General features: G+C 73.3%; 16 protein-coding genes. 10 read left to right on the forward strand and 6 right to left on the reverse strand.

The window, feature by feature from the left end; all coding sequences use genetic code 11:
* Nucleotides 1-10: 10 nt before the first annotated feature.
* Both ACP4J0_RS28675 and ACP4J0_RS28680 read right to left on the reverse strand, forming a co-directional pair.
* On the reverse strand, nt 11-880 hold the full coding sequence (locus tag ACP4J0_RS28675) for a SigB/SigF/SigG family RNA polymerase sigma factor (RefSeq protein WP_426601623.1): 870 nt from the start codon (nt 878-880) through the stop codon (nt 11-13).
* A gap of 177 nt (nt 881-1,057) precedes the next feature.
* Nucleotides 1,058-1,504, reverse strand: a complete 447-nt coding sequence (locus ACP4J0_RS28680) for an ATP-binding protein (protein WP_426601624.1) — start codon at nt 1,502-1,504, stop codon at nt 1,058-1,060.
* A gap of 168 nt (nt 1,505-1,672) precedes the next feature.
* Between ACP4J0_RS28680 and ACP4J0_RS28685 the strand changes: the two genes are divergently transcribed.
* The 3 genes from ACP4J0_RS28685 (at nt 1,673) to ACP4J0_RS28695 (ending at nt 4,203) form a co-directional block, all read left to right on the forward strand.
* The gene (locus ACP4J0_RS28685; RefSeq protein ID WP_426601625.1) at nt 1,673-1,888 is read left to right on the forward strand and encodes a hypothetical protein; all 216 of its coding nucleotides are present in this window, start codon (nt 1,673-1,675) and stop codon (nt 1,886-1,888) included.
* Between the two features lie 49 nt (nt 1,889-1,937).
* Nucleotides 1,938-3,416 carry an aminotransferase class I/II-fold pyridoxal phosphate-dependent enzyme gene (locus ACP4J0_RS28690; protein WP_426601626.1) on the forward strand — a complete coding sequence of 493 codons (1,479 nt, stop codon included), beginning with the start codon at nt 1,938-1,940 and terminating at the stop codon, nt 3,414-3,416.
* Nucleotides 3,417-3,747: 331 nt separating this feature from the next.
* Nucleotides 3,748-4,203, forward strand: coding sequence for a cyclic nucleotide-binding domain-containing protein (locus ACP4J0_RS28695; RefSeq protein WP_426601627.1), 456 nt, complete (start codon nt 3,748-3,750; stop codon nt 4,201-4,203).
* Between the two features lie 93 nt (nt 4,204-4,296).
* On the opposite strand, the gene ACP4J0_RS28700 is transcribed toward ACP4J0_RS28695, so the two are convergent.
* On the reverse strand, nt 4,297-4,911 hold the full coding sequence (locus ACP4J0_RS28700) for a LysE/ArgO family amino acid transporter (protein WP_426601628.1): 615 nt from the start codon (nt 4,909-4,911) through the stop codon (nt 4,297-4,299).
* 69 nt (nt 4,912-4,980) lie between these two features.
* Here ACP4J0_RS28700 and ACP4J0_RS28705 point away from each other — a divergent pair, with 69 nt between their 5' ends.
* The 3 genes from ACP4J0_RS28705 to ACP4J0_RS28715 all read left to right on the forward strand — a co-directional run bounded on the left by ACP4J0_RS28705 (nt 4,981) and on the right by ACP4J0_RS28715 (nt 6,708).
* Nucleotides 4,981-5,904, forward strand: coding sequence for a LysR family transcriptional regulator ArgP (locus ACP4J0_RS28705; RefSeq protein WP_426601675.1), 924 nt, complete (start codon nt 4,981-4,983; stop codon nt 5,902-5,904).
* Between the two features lie 116 nt (nt 5,905-6,020).
* The gene (locus ACP4J0_RS28710) at nt 6,021-6,272 is read left to right on the forward strand and encodes a WhiB family transcriptional regulator (protein WP_426601629.1); all 252 of its coding nucleotides are present in this window, start codon (nt 6,021-6,023) and stop codon (nt 6,270-6,272) included.
* Between the two features lie 82 nt (nt 6,273-6,354).
* Entirely contained in the window at nt 6,355-6,708 is a 354-nt protein-coding gene (locus tag ACP4J0_RS28715; RefSeq protein WP_426601630.1) for a DUF488 domain-containing protein, read from the forward strand.
* Between the two features lie 55 nt (nt 6,709-6,763).
* On the opposite strand, the gene ACP4J0_RS28720 is transcribed toward ACP4J0_RS28715, so the two are convergent.
* Nucleotides 6,764-8,437, reverse strand: coding sequence for an FAD-binding dehydrogenase (locus ACP4J0_RS28720; RefSeq protein ID WP_426601631.1), 1,674 nt, complete (start codon nt 8,435-8,437; stop codon nt 6,764-6,766).
* Nucleotides 8,438-8,540: 103 nt separating this feature from the next.
* The gene (locus ACP4J0_RS28725) at nt 8,541-9,164 is read right to left on the reverse strand and encodes a TetR/AcrR family transcriptional regulator (protein ID WP_426601632.1); all 624 of its coding nucleotides are present in this window, start codon (nt 9,162-9,164) and stop codon (nt 8,541-8,543) included.
* Nucleotides 9,165-9,308: 144 nt separating this feature from the next.
* Here ACP4J0_RS28725 and ACP4J0_RS28730 point away from each other — a divergent pair, with 144 nt between their 5' ends.
* The 3 genes from ACP4J0_RS28730 to ACP4J0_RS28740 all read left to right on the forward strand — a co-directional run bounded on the left by ACP4J0_RS28730 (nt 9,309) and on the right by ACP4J0_RS28740 (nt 12,623).
* Nucleotides 9,309-9,938: an alpha-ketoglutarate-dependent dioxygenase AlkB gene (locus ACP4J0_RS28730; protein ID WP_426601633.1), complete on the forward strand. Its 630-nt coding sequence runs from the start codon at nt 9,309-9,311 to the stop codon at nt 9,936-9,938.
* A gap of 85 nt (nt 9,939-10,023) precedes the next feature.
* Nucleotides 10,024-11,334: an acyltransferase family protein gene (locus ACP4J0_RS28735; protein WP_426601634.1), complete on the forward strand. Its 1,311-nt coding sequence runs from the start codon at nt 10,024-10,026 to the stop codon at nt 11,332-11,334.
* Nucleotides 11,335-11,390: 56 nt separating this feature from the next.
* On the forward strand, nt 11,391-12,623 hold the full coding sequence (locus ACP4J0_RS28740) for a DUF4032 domain-containing protein (protein WP_426601635.1): 1,233 nt from the start codon (nt 11,391-11,393) through the stop codon (nt 12,621-12,623).
* A gap of 79 nt (nt 12,624-12,702) precedes the next feature.
* Here the strand turns inward: ACP4J0_RS28740 and ACP4J0_RS28745 are convergent, their stop codons facing one another.
* Nucleotides 12,703-13,578: a universal stress protein gene (locus ACP4J0_RS28745; RefSeq protein ID WP_426601636.1), complete on the reverse strand. Its 876-nt coding sequence runs from the start codon at nt 13,576-13,578 to the stop codon at nt 12,703-12,705.
* A gap of 209 nt (nt 13,579-13,787) precedes the next feature.
* Between ACP4J0_RS28745 and ACP4J0_RS28750 the strand changes: the two genes are divergently transcribed.
* Nucleotides 13,788-15,101 (forward strand): CAP domain-containing protein, encoded by a 1,314-nt coding sequence (locus ACP4J0_RS28750; protein WP_426601637.1) that lies wholly within the window; start codon nt 13,788-13,790, stop codon nt 15,099-15,101.
* Nucleotides 15,102-15,132: the final 31 nt, after the last annotated feature.

The raw sequence follows: 15,132 nt of genomic DNA on the forward strand, positions 1-15,132 counted from the left end.
CGTCGGCCGGTCAGCGGCGCACCGGCCGGCCGGTGCCCCGGCGGCCCGCCCGCTGCCCCATCGCCTCGTCGCGCACGCGGGCGCAGCTGCGGCTGATGAGCCGCGAGACGTGCATCTGCGAGATGCCCAGGCGGTCGGCTATACGGCTTTGCGTCATGTCCTCGAAGAAGCGCATGTAGAGGATGGCGCGCTCGCGTTCGGGCAGCCTGCGCAGTCCCTCCTTGGCGGACTCGCGGTCGATCACGGTGTCGTACGAGGCGTCCGCGGCGCCCAGGGTGTCCGCGAGGCTGTAGCCGTCGTCGCCGGCCGACAGTTCGGCGTCCAGCGAGAGGGTGCTGAAGCTCTCCAGCGCCTCCATGCCGGCGCTGACCTCGTCCTCGGTCAGACCGGTGTGGGCGGCGACGGCGGCCACCGTGGGTTCGGGGCTGCCCGGGCTCTGGGTGAGTTCGCGGCGCGCCACCCGCACCTTGTTGCGCAGTTCCTGGACCCGGCGGGGCACCCGGAGGGCCCACATGCGGTCCCGGAAGTGGCGCTTGACCTCGCCGGTGATGGTGGGCACGGCGTAGCTCTCGAAGGCTCCCCGCTCCGGGTCGAAGCGGTCGATGGCCTTCACCAGGCCGAGCGCCGCGACCTGGCGGAGGTCTTCGATGGACTCGCCGCGGTCCCGGAACCGCCCGGCGATCCGGTGGGCCATGGGCAGCCAGGCCGTGACGAGTTCGTCGCGGACGGCGTCGCGCTCGGGCCCGTCCGCCAGCCCCGTCAGCCGGCCGAAGAGGGCCATGGTGTCGGGCGCGTCGTCGTGCCGGCGACGGGCGGGAGCGGCGGAGGCGTTGGTGGACTCGATGGTTCCGGGACGGACGGTGGGTGTTTCGATGAGCATGCGCGTTCGCTCCTGAACGGTGGTCTCAGGGGACTTTCCGCGGGAACGGCACTGTCCGGGTCACCACCCGGAGGGCCGAAGCAGCCATACCGCTCCCGCTGCTGCGCCTCCGGTCCGAAGCACGAACTTGCGACTGCCCCTGCCCCGGGGGAACAAACTCCGCTTTTCGAAAAGTACTCAGGACAGCGGAACGACCACGGTGATGCACTTGCCTCCCGAGGGAAGGTCTGCCACCCGTACGTCACGTGCCAGCCGGCAGACGATCGGCCAGCCCCGGCCGCCGACGCGGCGGCGTCCCTGGGGATCGGTGGACGGCACGGCCACCGGAAGGTCGCGGCTGCGGTCGCACACCGACAGCCTCAGACCGGGCCCGACGACGTCGGCCCGGAAGTCGGTGATGCCACCGCCGTGCAGGATCGCGTTGGTGGTGAGTTCCGAGGCGACGAGCACGGCGTCCGACAGGGCGCCCGCGTCGCAGGACGTGCTGCCGTCGGTGCCGCTGCACTCGGTGACGACGCGTTCGACCGTCCTGCGCGCCTCGGCCGGTTTGCACGGCCGGTACGGCCGGTGCCGGTGAGCGCCGTGCTGCTCGACGACGGGTTCGGTCGTGTGCCTGTCACACATCCGTCTGCTCCCTGGTCGGTGAGATGGGCCGGATCCGGCCGGCCCCGCGCGCCGTCCGCGCGCCGTACGGCCCTGTCGATCGGCTGACCTCTGCCCGTACCCCCAAACCTCCGGCCCTCCGTTCGGCCCAGCGGCCATCCGGGGGCTCTGCGGGGGTACGCGGAGTACATGACGGATGTTGTGGACTCGGACGAACTGCTGCGCCGCATGCACCGCGCGAGGGCCTGCGCGGTGGAACAGGAGCGGACCTGGCGGGCGCGAAGGGAGGAGCTGCGGCCGACCGACCCGGAGGGCTCCCGGGACGCCGCCGTACGGACGATGGCGTACGAGGCCGTCCTGCGGGTGCTGGACGAGGTGCTGACCCCGGGACGGCACGCCCGGTGACGAGCCGCGGAGCGGATTGACCGGGGACCGGACGGGAAACCGGATCCGCATGACGGCCGACCACACCCGAGCACCCGTTCTGGAAGCCCTCGTCGACTACCGCCGCGAGGGGCGGCTGTCGTTCACGCCGCCGGGGCACAAACAGGCCCGCGGGGCCGACCCGGAGGTACGGGACGTGCTGGGCGACGCCGTCTTCTACGGGGACGTGCTCGCGACGGGTGGGCTCGACGACCGGCTCACCCGGGGGCGGGTGCTGCAGCGCGCCCAGGAGCTGATGGCCGATGCCGTGCACGCCGACCATACGTTCTTCTCGACGTGCGGGTCCTCTCTGTCGGTGAAGGCGGCGATGCTGGCGGTCGCGGGGCCGCACGAGAAGCTGCTGATCGGCCGGGACGCCCACAAGTCCGTCGTCTCCGGGCTGATCCTGTCCGGGATCGAGCCGGTCTGGGTCGAGCCGCGCTGGGACGCGGAGCGCCACCTGGCCCATCCGCCGTCCGCCGAGGAGTTCGAGAAGGCGTTCGCCGCCCATCCCGACGCCAAGGGCGCCCTGGTCACCAGCCCGACACCGTACGGCGCGAGCGCCGACCTGCGGGCCGTCGCCGAGGTCTGCCACCGCCGCTCGGCACCGCTGATCGTCGACGAGGCCTGGGGCGCGCACCTGCCCTTCCATCCCGGTCTGCCGTCCTGGGCGATGGACGCGGGCGCCGACATCTGCGTGACCAGCATCCACAAGATGGGCAGCGGCCTGGAGCAGGGCTCCGTGTTCCATCTGCGCGGTGACCTGGTCCCGCCGAAGCTGCTCGGCATGCGGGCGGACCTGCTGGGCACCACCAGTCCCTCGGCGCTGATCTTCGCCGGGCTGGACGGCTGGCGCCGCCAGATGGCGCTGCGCGGCCGCGAGCTGATGGGCGGGGCCCTGGAGCTGGCGGCCGACGTCCGCGCGGCCGTCGAGGAGATCGACGGCATGCACGTCAACGACCGGGACGACTTCTGCGGCCCGGGACTGGCCCACGGGTTCGATCCGCTGCCCGTCGTCATCGACCTCGACGGGCTCGGCGTCTCGGGTTTCCAGGCGGCGGACTGGCTGCGCGAACACCGGGGCGTGATCGCGCACATCACGGACCACCGCCGCATCGGCGCGCAGATCACCCACGGCGACGACCGGGAGACCGCCGGCGAGCTGCTCGCCGCGCTCAAGGACCTCGCGCACGCCGCCCCCGGCCTTTCCCCCGCCCCGCGCGTCGAGGTGCCGTCGCCGTCCGAGCTGCGGATGCCGCAGGTGGGTCTGGTCCGGGACGCGTTCTTCGGGCCCACCCAGGACGTGCCGCTCGACCGGGCCGCCGGGCGCGTCGCGGCGGAGATGATCACGCCGTACCCGCCCGGCATCCCGGCCGTCCTGCCCGGCGAGCGGCTGGCCGAACCCGTCCTGCGGTATCTGCGCAGCGGTCTGGACGCCGGGATGTACCTGCCGGACCCGAGCGATCCGCGACTGGAGACGATCAGGGTCGTCGCGGAGGACGGCGGGTGAGGCCCCGGGCGGGGGCAGTGGCGGCTCGGGCCAGTGAAACAGGTCACGTGCCCCGGTTCCCGCTTCGCGGAAAAACCAAAGATGGTTTAGCGTTCACGCATACGTGGCGACGGGGTCGACCGGAGTGTCCTTCGTACGTCACCGCTTACGGCCCTGGCTGGCTTCCCCCGTCCAGCCAGGGCTTTTTCATACCCTGGCGCGGCCGTCCCCGGATCCGGCACGGAATCCGTACGGGATCTGCCGTCCGCCGAGGTGCTCAGGGCGCTCGAAGCGACTGAAATGGGCATAGGGAAAGCCCCGGAACCGAATCGCCGGCGAGGAGCCCCGTGCCATGACCAAAGCGATCAAACTGCTGACCGCCCTTCCGCTGCCCCAGCGCGAGCGGCTGACGGCACTCGCCCGGGAGGTCTCCTTCCCGGAGGACGCCCGGATCTTCGAGGCGGGCGGCAGGGCCGACCGGTTCTGGGTCGTCCGTTCCGGCGCGGTCTCCCTGACCCAGCAGGTCACGCCCCTGCAGCGGGTCACGGTCGCCAGCCTCGGCGCGGGCGATCTGCTCGGCTGGTCCTGGCTGTTCCCGCCCTACGAGTGGGACTTCGGCGCCGAGGCCTTCAGCCAGGTGCGCGCCTACGAGTTCGAGGCGGCCTCGGTGCTCGCCCTGTGCGACGAGGATCCGCAGCTGGGCATCGTGCTGGTGCGGTCGGTCGCCGAGATCCTCGCGCACCGGCTGGAGACGACGAGGGGCCGGCTCATGGAGCACTACGCGCTGCACGGACGCGCCTCCCTGTGAGGCGGCGTCACGCACCGTAGCGGCGCGGCGCCGGCAGCGCGACGCGGCCGGGGCCCCGGCCCGGTGGGCCGGCTGGGCCGACGGCGGCCCGGTTCAGGCTCCGGCGACGAGGGTGACGCCGAGGACGATCATGGTGACGGCGACCAGTCCGTCGAGCACCCGCCAGGCCGCGGGCCGGGCCAGGAACCGGCCGAGGTAGCGGGCGCCGAAGCCGAGCGCGGCGAACCAGCACAGGCTGGCGGCCACGGCACCCAGGCCGAAGGTCCAGCGCAGCGGGCCCCGGTCGGCGGCGACCGAGCCCAGCAGGAACACCGTGTCGAGGTAGACGTGCGGGTTGAGCCAGGTCAGTGCCAGGCAGGTGAGGACCGCCCGGCGGCGCGAGCCCGCGGCGTCGCCGTCCGCCCGCAGCGCACCGGTCGGCCGGAACACCCGCCGGGCGGCCAGGGCGCCGTAGCAGAGCAGGAAGCCTCCGCCGATCCAGCCGACCGCGGTCAGCGCGCCCGGCCAGGCCACCACCACCGCGCCGACCCCGCCGACCCCGAGGGCGATGAGCAGGGCGTCGGAGAGCGCGCAGATGCCGACCACGGCGAGGACCGCGTCACGGCGGATCCCCTGGCGCAGGACGAAGGCGTTCTGGGCACCGATGGCGACGATGAGCGAGAGGCCGGTGCCGAAGCCGGCGGCCGCGGCGGTGAGTGCGTTGGTCATGCCCTCGACGCTAAGCGGACGATCACAGGACGTACAGCTAAAGATTCTTACGTATCATTAGCGCTCGTGATGACGGAGAGGACGGGCACGACCACGGCGGCTTTCGCGGACCTTCCGCTCGACCAGGTCCGCACCCTGCTGGCCGTGGTGGACGAGGGCACTTTCGACGCGGCCGCCGCGGCACTGCACGTGACGCCGTCCGCGGTCAGCCAGCGGGTGAAGGCCCTGGAGCAGCGCACCGGCCGGGTGCTGCTGCTGCGCACCAAACCGGTGCGGCCGACGGATTCCGGCGCGGTGCTCGTGCGCCTCGCCCGCCAGGTGGCCCGGCTGGAGCGGGACGCGTACGCCGAGCTGGGGCTGAGCGGTGCCGGGGAGCCGACCCGGGTCTCGGTGGCCGTCAACGCCGACTCGCTCGCGACATGGTTCCTCGGCGCCCTCACGCGGGTGCCTCGAGAACCCCGGCTCTGCTTCGAGCTGCGCCGTGAGGACGAGGACCACACGGCGGCCCTGCTGCGGGAGGGCGTGGTGATGGCCGCGGTGACCTCGTCGCCCGATCCCGTCCCCGGCTGCTCCGTCCGGTACCTCGGCCGGATGCGGTATCTCCCGTGCGCCGCCCCGGAGTTCGCCGCACGGCATCTGGGCGGGCCGCTGCGCGAGGTGCTCGCCGGGGCTCCGGTGGTGGTCTTCGACCGGCGCGACGACTTCCAGGACGGCTTCGCGCGGCGGCTGGGGCACGGCGGCGCGAGTACGGCGCGGCACTACATGCCGACCTCGGAGGGCTTCGTCGAGGCGGTCGCCGCCGGTCTGGGCTGGGGCATGGTGCCCGAGCCCCAGGCGGAGCCGCTGCTGCGCACCGGCCGGATCGTCGACTTCGCCCCGGATCTGGCGGTGGACGTCCCGCTGTACTGGCAGCAGTGGAAACTCGACTCCCCGGCGCTCGCGACGGTGGCCGACACGGTGGTGACGGCGGCACGGGAGACGCTGCGGAGGTAGGCGCGACGGTACGGACGCGAGGCCCCGCGCCGGTTTCACTCCGCTGTCGACAGGTCACCCGCAAGGGAGCAAGGCATTCACGAGGAAGCGAACGATACCGATCGCAGGTGACTTTGATGGACGACTGGCGAGAGCACGCCGCATGCCGCACGGAGGACCCCGACCTGTTCTTCCCGATCGGCACCACCGGCCCGGCCGCTTTGCAGACCGAGCAGGCGAAGGCGGTCTGCCGGCGCTGTCCGGTCCAGGAGCAGTGTCTGCGATGGGCGCTCGACACGGGGCAGACCCTCGGCGTCTGGGGAGGGACCGGGGAGCTGGAGCGCCGTGCGCTCAAGCGGCGTGAGGCCGTGCGCCGGAGGTCCGGCTGACCCCGGTGCGGCGCCTCGGCCTCGGTGGCCGGGGCGGCGCGGTCGCCCCCACGGGTACCGGCCCGGAGAGAAAGGAACAGCCATGAACGTCCGTGTGCACCGCGTCTACGACCCGCCCGGACCCGACGACGGCGTGCGCGTCCTGGTGGACCGGCTGTGGCCGCGCGGCGTGGCGAAGGACGCGGCGCACGTGGACGAGTGGCCCAAGAGCCTCACGCCGTCGGCCGAGTTGCGCCGCTGGTACCACGCGGGCGAGGGCTCCTACGAGGAGTTCGCGCAGCGGTACGAGGCCGAGCTGGCCGCCCCGGACGCGGCGGAGCTCCTCGACCACGTACGGGAGCTGGCGCGCAAGGGGGACGTGACGCTGCTGACCGCGTCCAAGTCGCCCGAGCAGAGCCATGCCGCCGTGCTGCTCCGCCTCCTCGACGAGACGTGAGGAGACGGAGCCGCCGCATGGGGGGACGGAGCCGCCGGCGAAGCGGTCGCCTCGCTCAGGACGTCTGCCGTGCCGCCGCCCGGCCCGCCGCCCGCCCGGAGAACAGACAGCCGCCGAGGAAGGTGCCCTCCAGCGCGTTGTAGCCGTGCACCCCGCCGCCGCCGAAGCCGGCCACCTCACCGGCCGCGTAGAGGCCCTCGACGGGCGTGCCGTCGGCGCCCAGGGCGCGGGAGTCGAGGTCGGTCTGGATGCCACCGAGCGTCTTGCGCGTGAGGATGTGCAGTTTGACACCGATCAGCGGGCCCGCCGCCGGGTCGAGTACGCGATGCGGCGCGGCGACCCGGCCGAGACGGTCGCCGATGTAGCGGCGGGCGTTGCGGATGCCCTGGACCTGGGCGTCCTTGGCGTAGGGGTTGGCCATCTGGAGGTCGCGGGCCTCTATCTGGCGGCGGATCAGGGCGGCGTCCAGGAGCGGTTTGTCGGTCAGCCCGTTCATCCTGTCGACGAGTTGCTCCAGGTTCGGCGCGGACACGAAGTCGGCTCCCCTGCGCAGGAAGGCGTCCACCGGCCCCGGCGCACCCTTGCCGAGGACGCGTTCGCGCAGGAATCCGGCGCGGTCCTTCGCGGTGATGTCGGGGTTCTGCTCGGAGCCGGAGAGCGCGAACTCCTTCTCGATGATCTTCTGGGTGAGGATGAACCAGGAGTGGTCGTGGCCGGCGAGGTCCTCGGCCGTGCGCAGGTGCCGGAGGGTGCCGAGGGTGTCGTAGCCGGGCAGGCAGGGCCCGGGGAGGCGGCGGCCGAGGGCGTCGAACCACAGCGAGGAAGGTCCGGGCAGGATGCGGATGCCGTGGCCGGGCCAGATGGGGTCCCAGTTGCGCACGCCCTCGGTGTAGTGCCACATCCGGTCGCGGTTGACCAGGCGTGCACCCGCCTCGGCGCTGATGTCGAGCATCCGCCCGTCGACGTAGGCGGGGACGCCGGTGACCATCTCGGCGGGCGGGGTGCCGAGGCGCTCGGGCCAGTGGCGGCGGACGACGTCGTGGTCGGCGCCGATGCCTCCGGAGGTGACGATCACGGCCTGGGCGGTGAGTCGGAACTCGCCGATCGCCTCGCGGTTGGAGGCGACTCCGCGGGGTGAGTGGTCCTCGGCCAGTACGGTGCCGCGCACACCGCGCGCGGTGCCGTCCTCGACGACCAGGTGGTCGACGCGGTGACGGTGGTGGAAGGTGAGCAGCCCGTCGCGCACGGCCTGCCTGGCGTACCGCACGAACGGCTCGACTACGCCCGTGCCGGTGCCCCAGGCGATGTGGAAGCGGGGCACGGAGTTGCCGTGCCCGCCGGCCGTGAGGTCGCCGCGCTCGGCCCAGCCGACGGTGGGCAGGAAGGTGATGCCGTGCCCGGTGAGCCAGGACCGCTTCTCCCCCGCCGCCCACTCGACGTACGCCCGGGCCCAGCGCACCGCCCAGGAGTCCTCGTCCTCGGTCCGGTCGAAGCCCGCGCTGCCCTGCCAGTCGTTCCAGGCGAGTTCGAAGGAGTCCTTGACGCCGAGGCGCCGCTGTTCCGGCGAGTCGACGAGGAAGAGGCCGCCGAAGGACCAGAAGGCCTGACCGCCGAGGTTGGCGGCGTTCTCCTGGTCGACGAGGGCCACCCTCCTGCCCCGGCTGGTCAGTTCGTGGGCCGCGACCAGCCCGGCCAGGCCCGCTCCGACCACGATGACGTCGGCATCCATGGCGACCGTCCCTTCCTGTTCCGTGTCATGGGGGATTTCGAGGGGTTGAGGGGCTCGAAGGGTTCGAGGGGTTCGAAGCGTTGAGGGACGAGGGGCTGGGGGGTCAGGGGGTGTCGCCGCCCTCGGTGAGCAGTGCGGTGAGCAGCTGTCCCAGCCAGGCACGCGCGTGCTCGACGTCCCGGTCCAGGAGCAGCTGGGTGGTGACTCCGTCGTACGCGGCGACCACGGCGTGCGCCGCGCCGTCCGCGTCGCCCAGGACGGCGGGAACAGTGGTGTGCCCGCGGGCCCGGGCGAGACGTTCGGCGATCGCCTGCCGCAGGCGCGCCCGGTGCTCCAGCAGTGTCCGTGCCACGGCCGGATCGCGGGCGGCGTGCACCAGGAAGTCCGTCTTCACCAGGAGCCAGTCCCGGTCCAGGAGCAGCACTTCGGTGACCCGGTCCGCGGCGGCGGGCACGTCCAGGTCCGGACCGTCCAGCGCGAGGGCGCCGGACACCTGCTCCGTGATCAGGTCGGCCCGTTCGCGGTAGAGGGCGAAGAACAGCTCGTCGAGGCTGTCGAAGTTCGAGTAGAAGGCGCCCCGGCTGTAACCGGCCGCCTCGCAGACCTCCTCGATCGACACCCGGCCGAACCCCTTCTCGGCGAACACCGTGAACGCCGCCTCCAGGAGGTTCGCGCGGGTGCGCGCCCGCCGCCTGGTCACCCGCCCGGTCGTCGCCTTCACCGCCATGTCCGGTCCTCCCTGTGTTCGATCCGGGAACGTATCCGATACAGCGGTGTATCGGAAGGGGTGCCGGGAACGGGGCACGGACAGAAAACACAGACAGAACACACCGATAGAACATCCATTCGAATCAGGGTTTACGCTGGACCCATGACCACGCACCTCCAGGGCTCGCTCTTCGACCAGACGGACGAGGTCCTGCTCGGCCCGCTCGACGGGCTGCGCCGCACGCACCTCGGCTCGGGTGCCTGGATCGACCTGCTTCCCGGGTGGCTGACCGGCGCCGACGCGCTGTTCGAGCGGCTGGCCGCCGAGGTCCCGTGGCGCGCGGAGCGGCGTGCCATGTACGACCAGGTGGTCGACGTACCCCGGCTGCTCGCCTTCTACGGAGCGGGCGACACGCTGCCGCACCCGCTGCTGGCCGAGGCCCGCGACGCGCTGTCCGCGCACTACGCCGAGGAGCTGGGCGAGCCCTTCACCACTGCCGGGCTGTGCCACTACCGCGACGGCCGGGACAGTGTCGCCTGGCACGGTGACCGGATCGGGCGGGGTGCGCGCCAGGACACGATGGTCGCCATCCTGTCGGTCGGGGCACCCCGGGACCTGCTGCTGCGCCCGGCGGGCGGAGGCGGTGACACGGTGCGCCGCCCGCTGGGCCACGGGGACCTGATCGTGATGGGCGGCTCCTGTCAGCGGACGTGGGAGCACTGCGTCCCCAAGAGCACCCGGGCCGCCGGGCCCCGCATCAGCGTCCAGTTCCGCCCGCACGGCGTGCGCTGAACCACCCCGGCCCGCCGGCGTACCGGAAGTCTGTCCTCCCCCGGTCCGCTGCCCCACACTGGGCGCACCTCGGGCGGGAGGGCCGATGAGCGCGGACACGGGGCGAGGGGCGGCCGGCGGCCGGCGCGGCGAACTGGACGCGCTGCGCGCCCTCGTCGTGCTGGGTCTGGTCTTCTTCCACACCGCCCTCGTCTTCTCACCGGACGACGACTTCTACGTCAAGAACGCGCGGACGACGGACGCCGTCACCGTCCTCGCCGGGTTCGGCGTGGTGTGGGCCATGCCCATGCTGTTCCTCGTCGCCGGTCTCGGCGCCCGGCACTCGATCCGCCGCCGCGGGCCCGGCGGCTTCGCCCGGGAACGCCTGCTCCGCCTCGGCGTCCCCCTGGTCTTCGGGACGGCCGTCCTGTGCCCCCTCCCCCAGTGGCTGCGCCTGCGCGCCGCCGACCCGGGCCACCACGAGTCGTACTGGCGGTTCTGGCCGCGCTTCCTGACCGTCCGCCCGGACCTCGCCGACTTCCCCTTCGTCCTGGAGGGGGACCACTTCGAGACCGGGCACCTGTGGTTCGTCGTCCTGCTGCTCGCCTTCTGCCTGCTGCTCGTCCCGGTCGCGGCCCGGCTGACGGCCGGCGCCGGACACGTTGCCCCCGCTCTGCGCCGCCACCCGGCCCTGCTCCTGCTCCCCGCGCTGCCGCTCGCCGCCGTCAACGCGCTGCTGGGCATGGAGGAGGACTACGCGGGCTGGAACCGCTGGGCCTACCTGCTGTTCTTCCTGTGCGGTTTCGCCCTCGCGGACGACGGGCGGATCCGGGAGGCGATGCGCCGCGCGGCGATACCGGTGGGGCTGCTCGGGCTGGTGCTGTTCGCCGGGTCCGCGCCCGGCTTCGTCGACGGCGACGACCCGTTCACGGCATGGACGCCGCTCGCGCTGTTCACCCGGGCGGTGTTCGGGGCGGCCGGCTGGTGCTGGGTGGTCTCGATCCTCGGTCTGCTGGACCGGCCGCGGAACCGGACGGCGCGCCCGCGGCCCGGCACGGGCGGCCCGACCGCGCGACGGGACGCGACGCTGCGGTATCTGGCGCTCGCCGCGTTGCCCCTCTACGTGCTGCACCAGCCGGTCGTGGTCGCCTTCGCGTACGGCGTGGTCGGATGGTCCGCGCCGATGGCGGTCAAGTACGCGGTGATCGTGGCCGCTTCGCTGGGCGTGATCCTCGTCGTGTACGAGTACGGGGTGCGCAGGACGCCGGTGACACGGGTCCTGTTCGGGATGCGCCCGGCCGCTCGGCCCCGGTCTGCCCGGGAACCGCTGGAGCAGGACCCACCGGACCCACCGGACCCACCGGACCCACCGGACCCACGGGATCCGCCTGACCCGTCGCTTCCGCCGCCCCACTGACCTGGGTGAGGGACGCCGCGCGACAGGCCCGGGAACGGGCGTTCTAGAGTCAGGGCATGGCCTTGCAGATCAGTGCCACCAATCCGGAGCACCCCGCGCTCCTGCTCGAACTGCCGTGGCAGACGCCGCTGGAGGAGTGGCCCGAGGAGTACCTCGTGCCACTGCCCCGCGGTATCTCCCGCCACGTCGTCCGCTACGCGCGGGCCGGGGACGAGGTGATAGCCGTCAAGGAGCTGGCCGAACGGCCCGCCCTGCGCGAGTACCAGCTGCTGCGCGACCTGGACCGGCTCGCCATCCCCGCCGTGGACGCGCTGGCCGTGGTCACCGGCCGCACCGACCGCGCCGGGGAGGCGCTGGAACCGGTGCTCGTCACCCGGCACCTCGGCGGCTCGATGCCGTACCGGTCGATGTTCGAGACGACGCTGCGCCCGGCGACCATGCACCGGCTGATGGACGCCCTGGCCGTACTGCTGGTCCGGCTGCACCTGTCCGGGTTCGCCTGGGGCGACTGCTCACTGTCCAACACGCTCTTCCGGCGGGACGCGGGCGCCTACGCCGCCTATCTGGTCGACGCCGAGACCGGGGAACTGCACGCGCGGCTGAGCGACGGGCAGCGCGACTACGACCTCGACCTCGCCCGGGTGAACATCAGCGGCGAGCTGCTCGACCTGGAGGCGTCGGGGGCGCTGCACCCCTCCGTCGACCCGATCGACTTCGGCACCGAGATCTGCGCCCGCTACCGGAGCCTGTGGCAGGAGCTGACCCGCACCTCCGTCTACCCGGCGGGGAAGTACCACTACATCGAGCGCCGGATCCGGCGCCTCAACGACCTCGGTTTCGACGTGGCCGAGATGCAGATCGAGCACGCCTCCAACGGTGACACGGTCACCTTCGTGCCCAAGGTCGTCGACGCGGGCCACCACCAGCGTCAGCTGCTGCGCCTGACCGGCCTGGACGCCGAGGAGAACCAGGCCAGGCGGCTGCTGAACGACCTGGAGAGCTGGATGGCCACCCAGGACGACTACGCCCCGGACGACCCCCTCGGCGCCCGCCCGGAAGTCCTCGCCCACCGCTGGGTGCGCGAGGTCTTCCGGCCCACCGTGCGCGCGGTGCCGGTGGAGCTGCGCGGAGCGATGGACCCGGCCGAGATCTACCACGAGCTGCTGGAGCACCGCTGGTACCTGTCCGAGCGGGCCCAGCACGACATCGGCCTGGACACGGCCGTCGAGGACTACATCGCGAACATCCTGCCCAGGGCCCGGGAGACCCTGCAGCCGACGGACGACTGAGTCACCGGCCCGTACGCGCACGCCCGCGAGCCTGTCGCCGTACGAGCCTGTCGCCGTACGGGCATGGCGCGTACGGGCGTCACGCGTGCGGGATCACCGCCACCGGGCAGTCCGCGTGGTGCAGTACGCCGTGCGCCACCGAACCGATCCGGGCGCCGACGGCCGTACGGCGGGCACGGCGGCCGACGACCATCAGCTGGGCGTCCGCGGCCACCGACAGCAGCACCTGCCCCGCGCTGCCCATCTCCACGTGCTCGATCACGGGAACGTCGGGGAACCGCTCGCGCCACGGCCCGAGCGCCTCGCCGAGGGCCTTCCTCTCGTACGCCTCGAGGCCCCCGGCCTCGTCGGCGAGTCGCATCGAGCCCGGGCTGTAGGTGAACACCGTCGGGAGGGCCCAGGCCCGGACGGCCCGCACGGTGGCACCGCGCGCGGCGGCCGCCTCGAAGGCGAAGCCGATCACGTCGGCGCTGTCCTCCGGCTCCCCCTGCTGCCCCACGACGACCTCGCGTCCGGCGGCCTCGGCCGCGGCGTCCTCCCCGGCCCGTACGAGGACGACGGGCCGGGTCGCCTCGGCGATCACCTGCTGGCCGACCGAGCCGAGCAGGAAGCCGACGACCGCCCCGTGGCCGCGCGAGCCGAGCACCAGCGTCCCGGCGTCGCCCGCCGCGGCGAGCAGTACGGCGACGGCGTCGTCGGCCTCGCGGACCTCGGTGGACACCGGGAGGTCCGGGTGCCGCTCGGTGACGGTCCGGACCGACTCGGCGACCGAGTCCCGGACCCACCGTTCCTGCGCGTCCCGGTCCCCCGGGCCGGCCGCGTCCTGCGGCTGGAAACGCCAGGCGTGCACGACGTGCAGCGGGGCTTCCCGGCGGACCGCCTCCCTCGCGGCCCAGGCCAGTGCGGCCAGGCTCTCCTCCGAACCGTCGACCCCTGCCGTGATCGGGCGCGTCATGCGGGTCCCTCCCTGTGTCGCGGTCACGTCCATGGTCCCCAGTCTTCCCTACGCCGCCCTCAGCACGTCGCGGCGGGATCAGGTGAACGACGACGCGGCCGGCTGAGCACCGGGGGCCGGCCCCGCGCCGGGAACTCCCGTCGTCCGGTGGACGTTCACCCGACACCGACACCCCGACCGGAATGTGGGACGAGGACACAGGCGGCACGATGAGCGAGTTGGTCCCCGGGGGCAATGTCCCCCTGCCTGACGGCCCCGTGAGCGTGCGGGTGCCCGGCGGCTTCGACGTGACGGCGCTCATCACCGATGACGGTGGCAAGGTGGGCGGTGATGACGACTTCGTCTTCTACAACCAGTTGGCGGCGCCGGGCGCCCGACTGCGGGGCGACACGCTCACTGTCGAGCCCGCGCGGCTGCGCCCCGGTGCCACCCGGGTGACGGTGGCGGTCAGTGCGTCGGACCCCGGGACGGCCCTGAGCGCACTCCCCTCCCCCACGCTCCACGTCACCGACGCGAGCGGGCGCGCCCTGGCCCGGTTCACTCCGTCGCGCCCCGGGCACGAGACCGTACTGCTGCTCGCGGAGTTGTACCGGCGCGGTGAGGGATGGAAGCTGCGCGCTCTGGGACAGGGGTACGCCGACGGGCTCGCCGGTCTCGCCCGCGACTTCGGGGTGGAGGTCGACGACGCCCCGTCGCCCGGCGGCCGGCGGACGGCCGCGTCCCCCGCCCCCTCCGCACCTGCCGCCGACCCCGACGGCTTCCTCGGTCTGGTCAACTCCGCCCGGGCACAGGCCGGTTCCCCCGCCGTCCGTGCCGACCCGCGCCTGGCCTCCGCGGCCCGCGCGCACGCCGCCACCATGGCCGCCGCGGGCACGCTGAGCGTCGAGACCCGGGACGGTGTCTCCGTACACCAGCGCGTCGTCTCCGCCGGGTTCGCCTATCTCACCGTCGGCGAGCACCTGGTCTCCGGTCCGCGCACGCCCGCCGAGTTCGTCGCGTACTGCTTGCGCACGGAGCGGACCCGGCGCACCCTGCAGGACGCGGCCTTCACGCACGCCGGGTGGGCGTGGGTCACCGGCGGGCCCTCGGGCGACACGTACTGGACCGCGTTGTGGGCCCTACCGTTCACCCCGGACGGCCTGGCCCGCACGACGGCCGAGGTGGTCGGCCTCACCAACCGGGAGCGGGCGGGGGCCGGTCTGCCCGCGCTGGCCGTCGACGCCCGGCTGGCCCACGCCGCGCAGGCGCACAGCGCGGACATGGTCGCCCGCGACTTCTACTCCCACACCGATCCCGACGGCGGCAAGCCCTGGGACCGGGCCGCCGCCGCGGGCGCCACGCGGCGCACGGTCGGGGAGAACATAGCCTGCGGCCAGCGTTCCCCGGCCGACGTGGTGGAGGGCTGGATGAACAGCCCCGGGCACCGCGCCAACATCCTCAAGCCCGACTTCACCCACATCGGCATCGGCCTCGCCGGCGGCGGCCGGGCGGGCACGTACTGGACCCAGGTCTTCGGCGGTTGAACCCTGCCACCGGCACGATCTTGTCGGAACG

Source organism: Streptomyces sp. WG7 (genome assembly GCF_049975785.1).
GTDB lineage: Bacteria > Actinomycetota > Actinomycetes > Streptomycetales > Streptomycetaceae > Streptomyces.

Bases quoted from the DNA above. Each gene is read 5' to 3' on its own strand.
- ACP4J0_RS28725 (WP_426601632.1), bottom strand. From the start codon at position 9,164: ATGGCGGTGAAGGCGACGACCGGGCGGGTGACCAGGCGGCGGGCGCGC.
- ACP4J0_RS28680 (WP_426601624.1), bottom strand. From the start codon at position 1,504: ATGTGTGACAGGCACACGACCGAACCCGTCGTCGAGCAGCACGGCGCT.
- ACP4J0_RS28730 (WP_426601633.1), top strand. From the start codon at position 9,309: ATGACCACGCACCTCCAGGGCTCGCTCTTCGACCAGACGGACGAGGTC.
- ACP4J0_RS28705 (WP_426601675.1), top strand. From the start codon at position 4,981: ATGACGGAGAGGACGGGCACGACCACGGCGGCTTTCGCGGACCTTCCG.
- ACP4J0_RS28720 (WP_426601631.1), bottom strand. From the start codon at position 8,437: ATGGATGCCGACGTCATCGTGGTCGGAGCGGGCCTGGCCGGGCTGGTC.
- ACP4J0_RS28675 (WP_426601623.1), bottom strand. From the start codon at position 880: ATGCTCATCGAAACACCCACCGTCCGTCCCGGAACCATCGAGTCCACC.
- ACP4J0_RS28690 (WP_426601626.1), top strand. From the start codon at position 1,938: ATGACGGCCGACCACACCCGAGCACCCGTTCTGGAAGCCCTCGTCGAC.
- ACP4J0_RS28685 (WP_426601625.1), top strand. From the start codon at position 1,673: ATGACGGATGTTGTGGACTCGGACGAACTGCTGCGCCGCATGCACCGC.
- ACP4J0_RS28710 (WP_426601629.1), top strand. From the start codon at position 6,021: ATGGACGACTGGCGAGAGCACGCCGCATGCCGCACGGAGGACCCCGAC.
- ACP4J0_RS28715 (WP_426601630.1), top strand. From the start codon at position 6,355: ATGAACGTCCGTGTGCACCGCGTCTACGACCCGCCCGGACCCGACGAC.
- ACP4J0_RS28740 (WP_426601635.1), top strand. From the start codon at position 11,391: ATGGCCTTGCAGATCAGTGCCACCAATCCGGAGCACCCCGCGCTCCTG.
- ACP4J0_RS28750 (WP_426601637.1), top strand. From the start codon at position 13,788: ATGAGCGAGTTGGTCCCCGGGGGCAATGTCCCCCTGCCTGACGGCCCC.
- ACP4J0_RS28695 (WP_426601627.1), top strand. From the start codon at position 3,748: ATGACCAAAGCGATCAAACTGCTGACCGCCCTTCCGCTGCCCCAGCGC.
- ACP4J0_RS28700 (WP_426601628.1), bottom strand. From the start codon at position 4,911: ATGACCAACGCACTCACCGCCGCGGCCGCCGGCTTCGGCACCGGCCTC.
- ACP4J0_RS28745 (WP_426601636.1), bottom strand. From the start codon at position 13,578: ATGACGCGCCCGATCACGGCAGGGGTCGACGGTTCGGAGGAGAGCCTG.
- ACP4J0_RS28735 (WP_426601634.1), top strand. From the start codon at position 10,024: ATGAGCGCGGACACGGGGCGAGGGGCGGCCGGCGGCCGGCGCGGCGAA.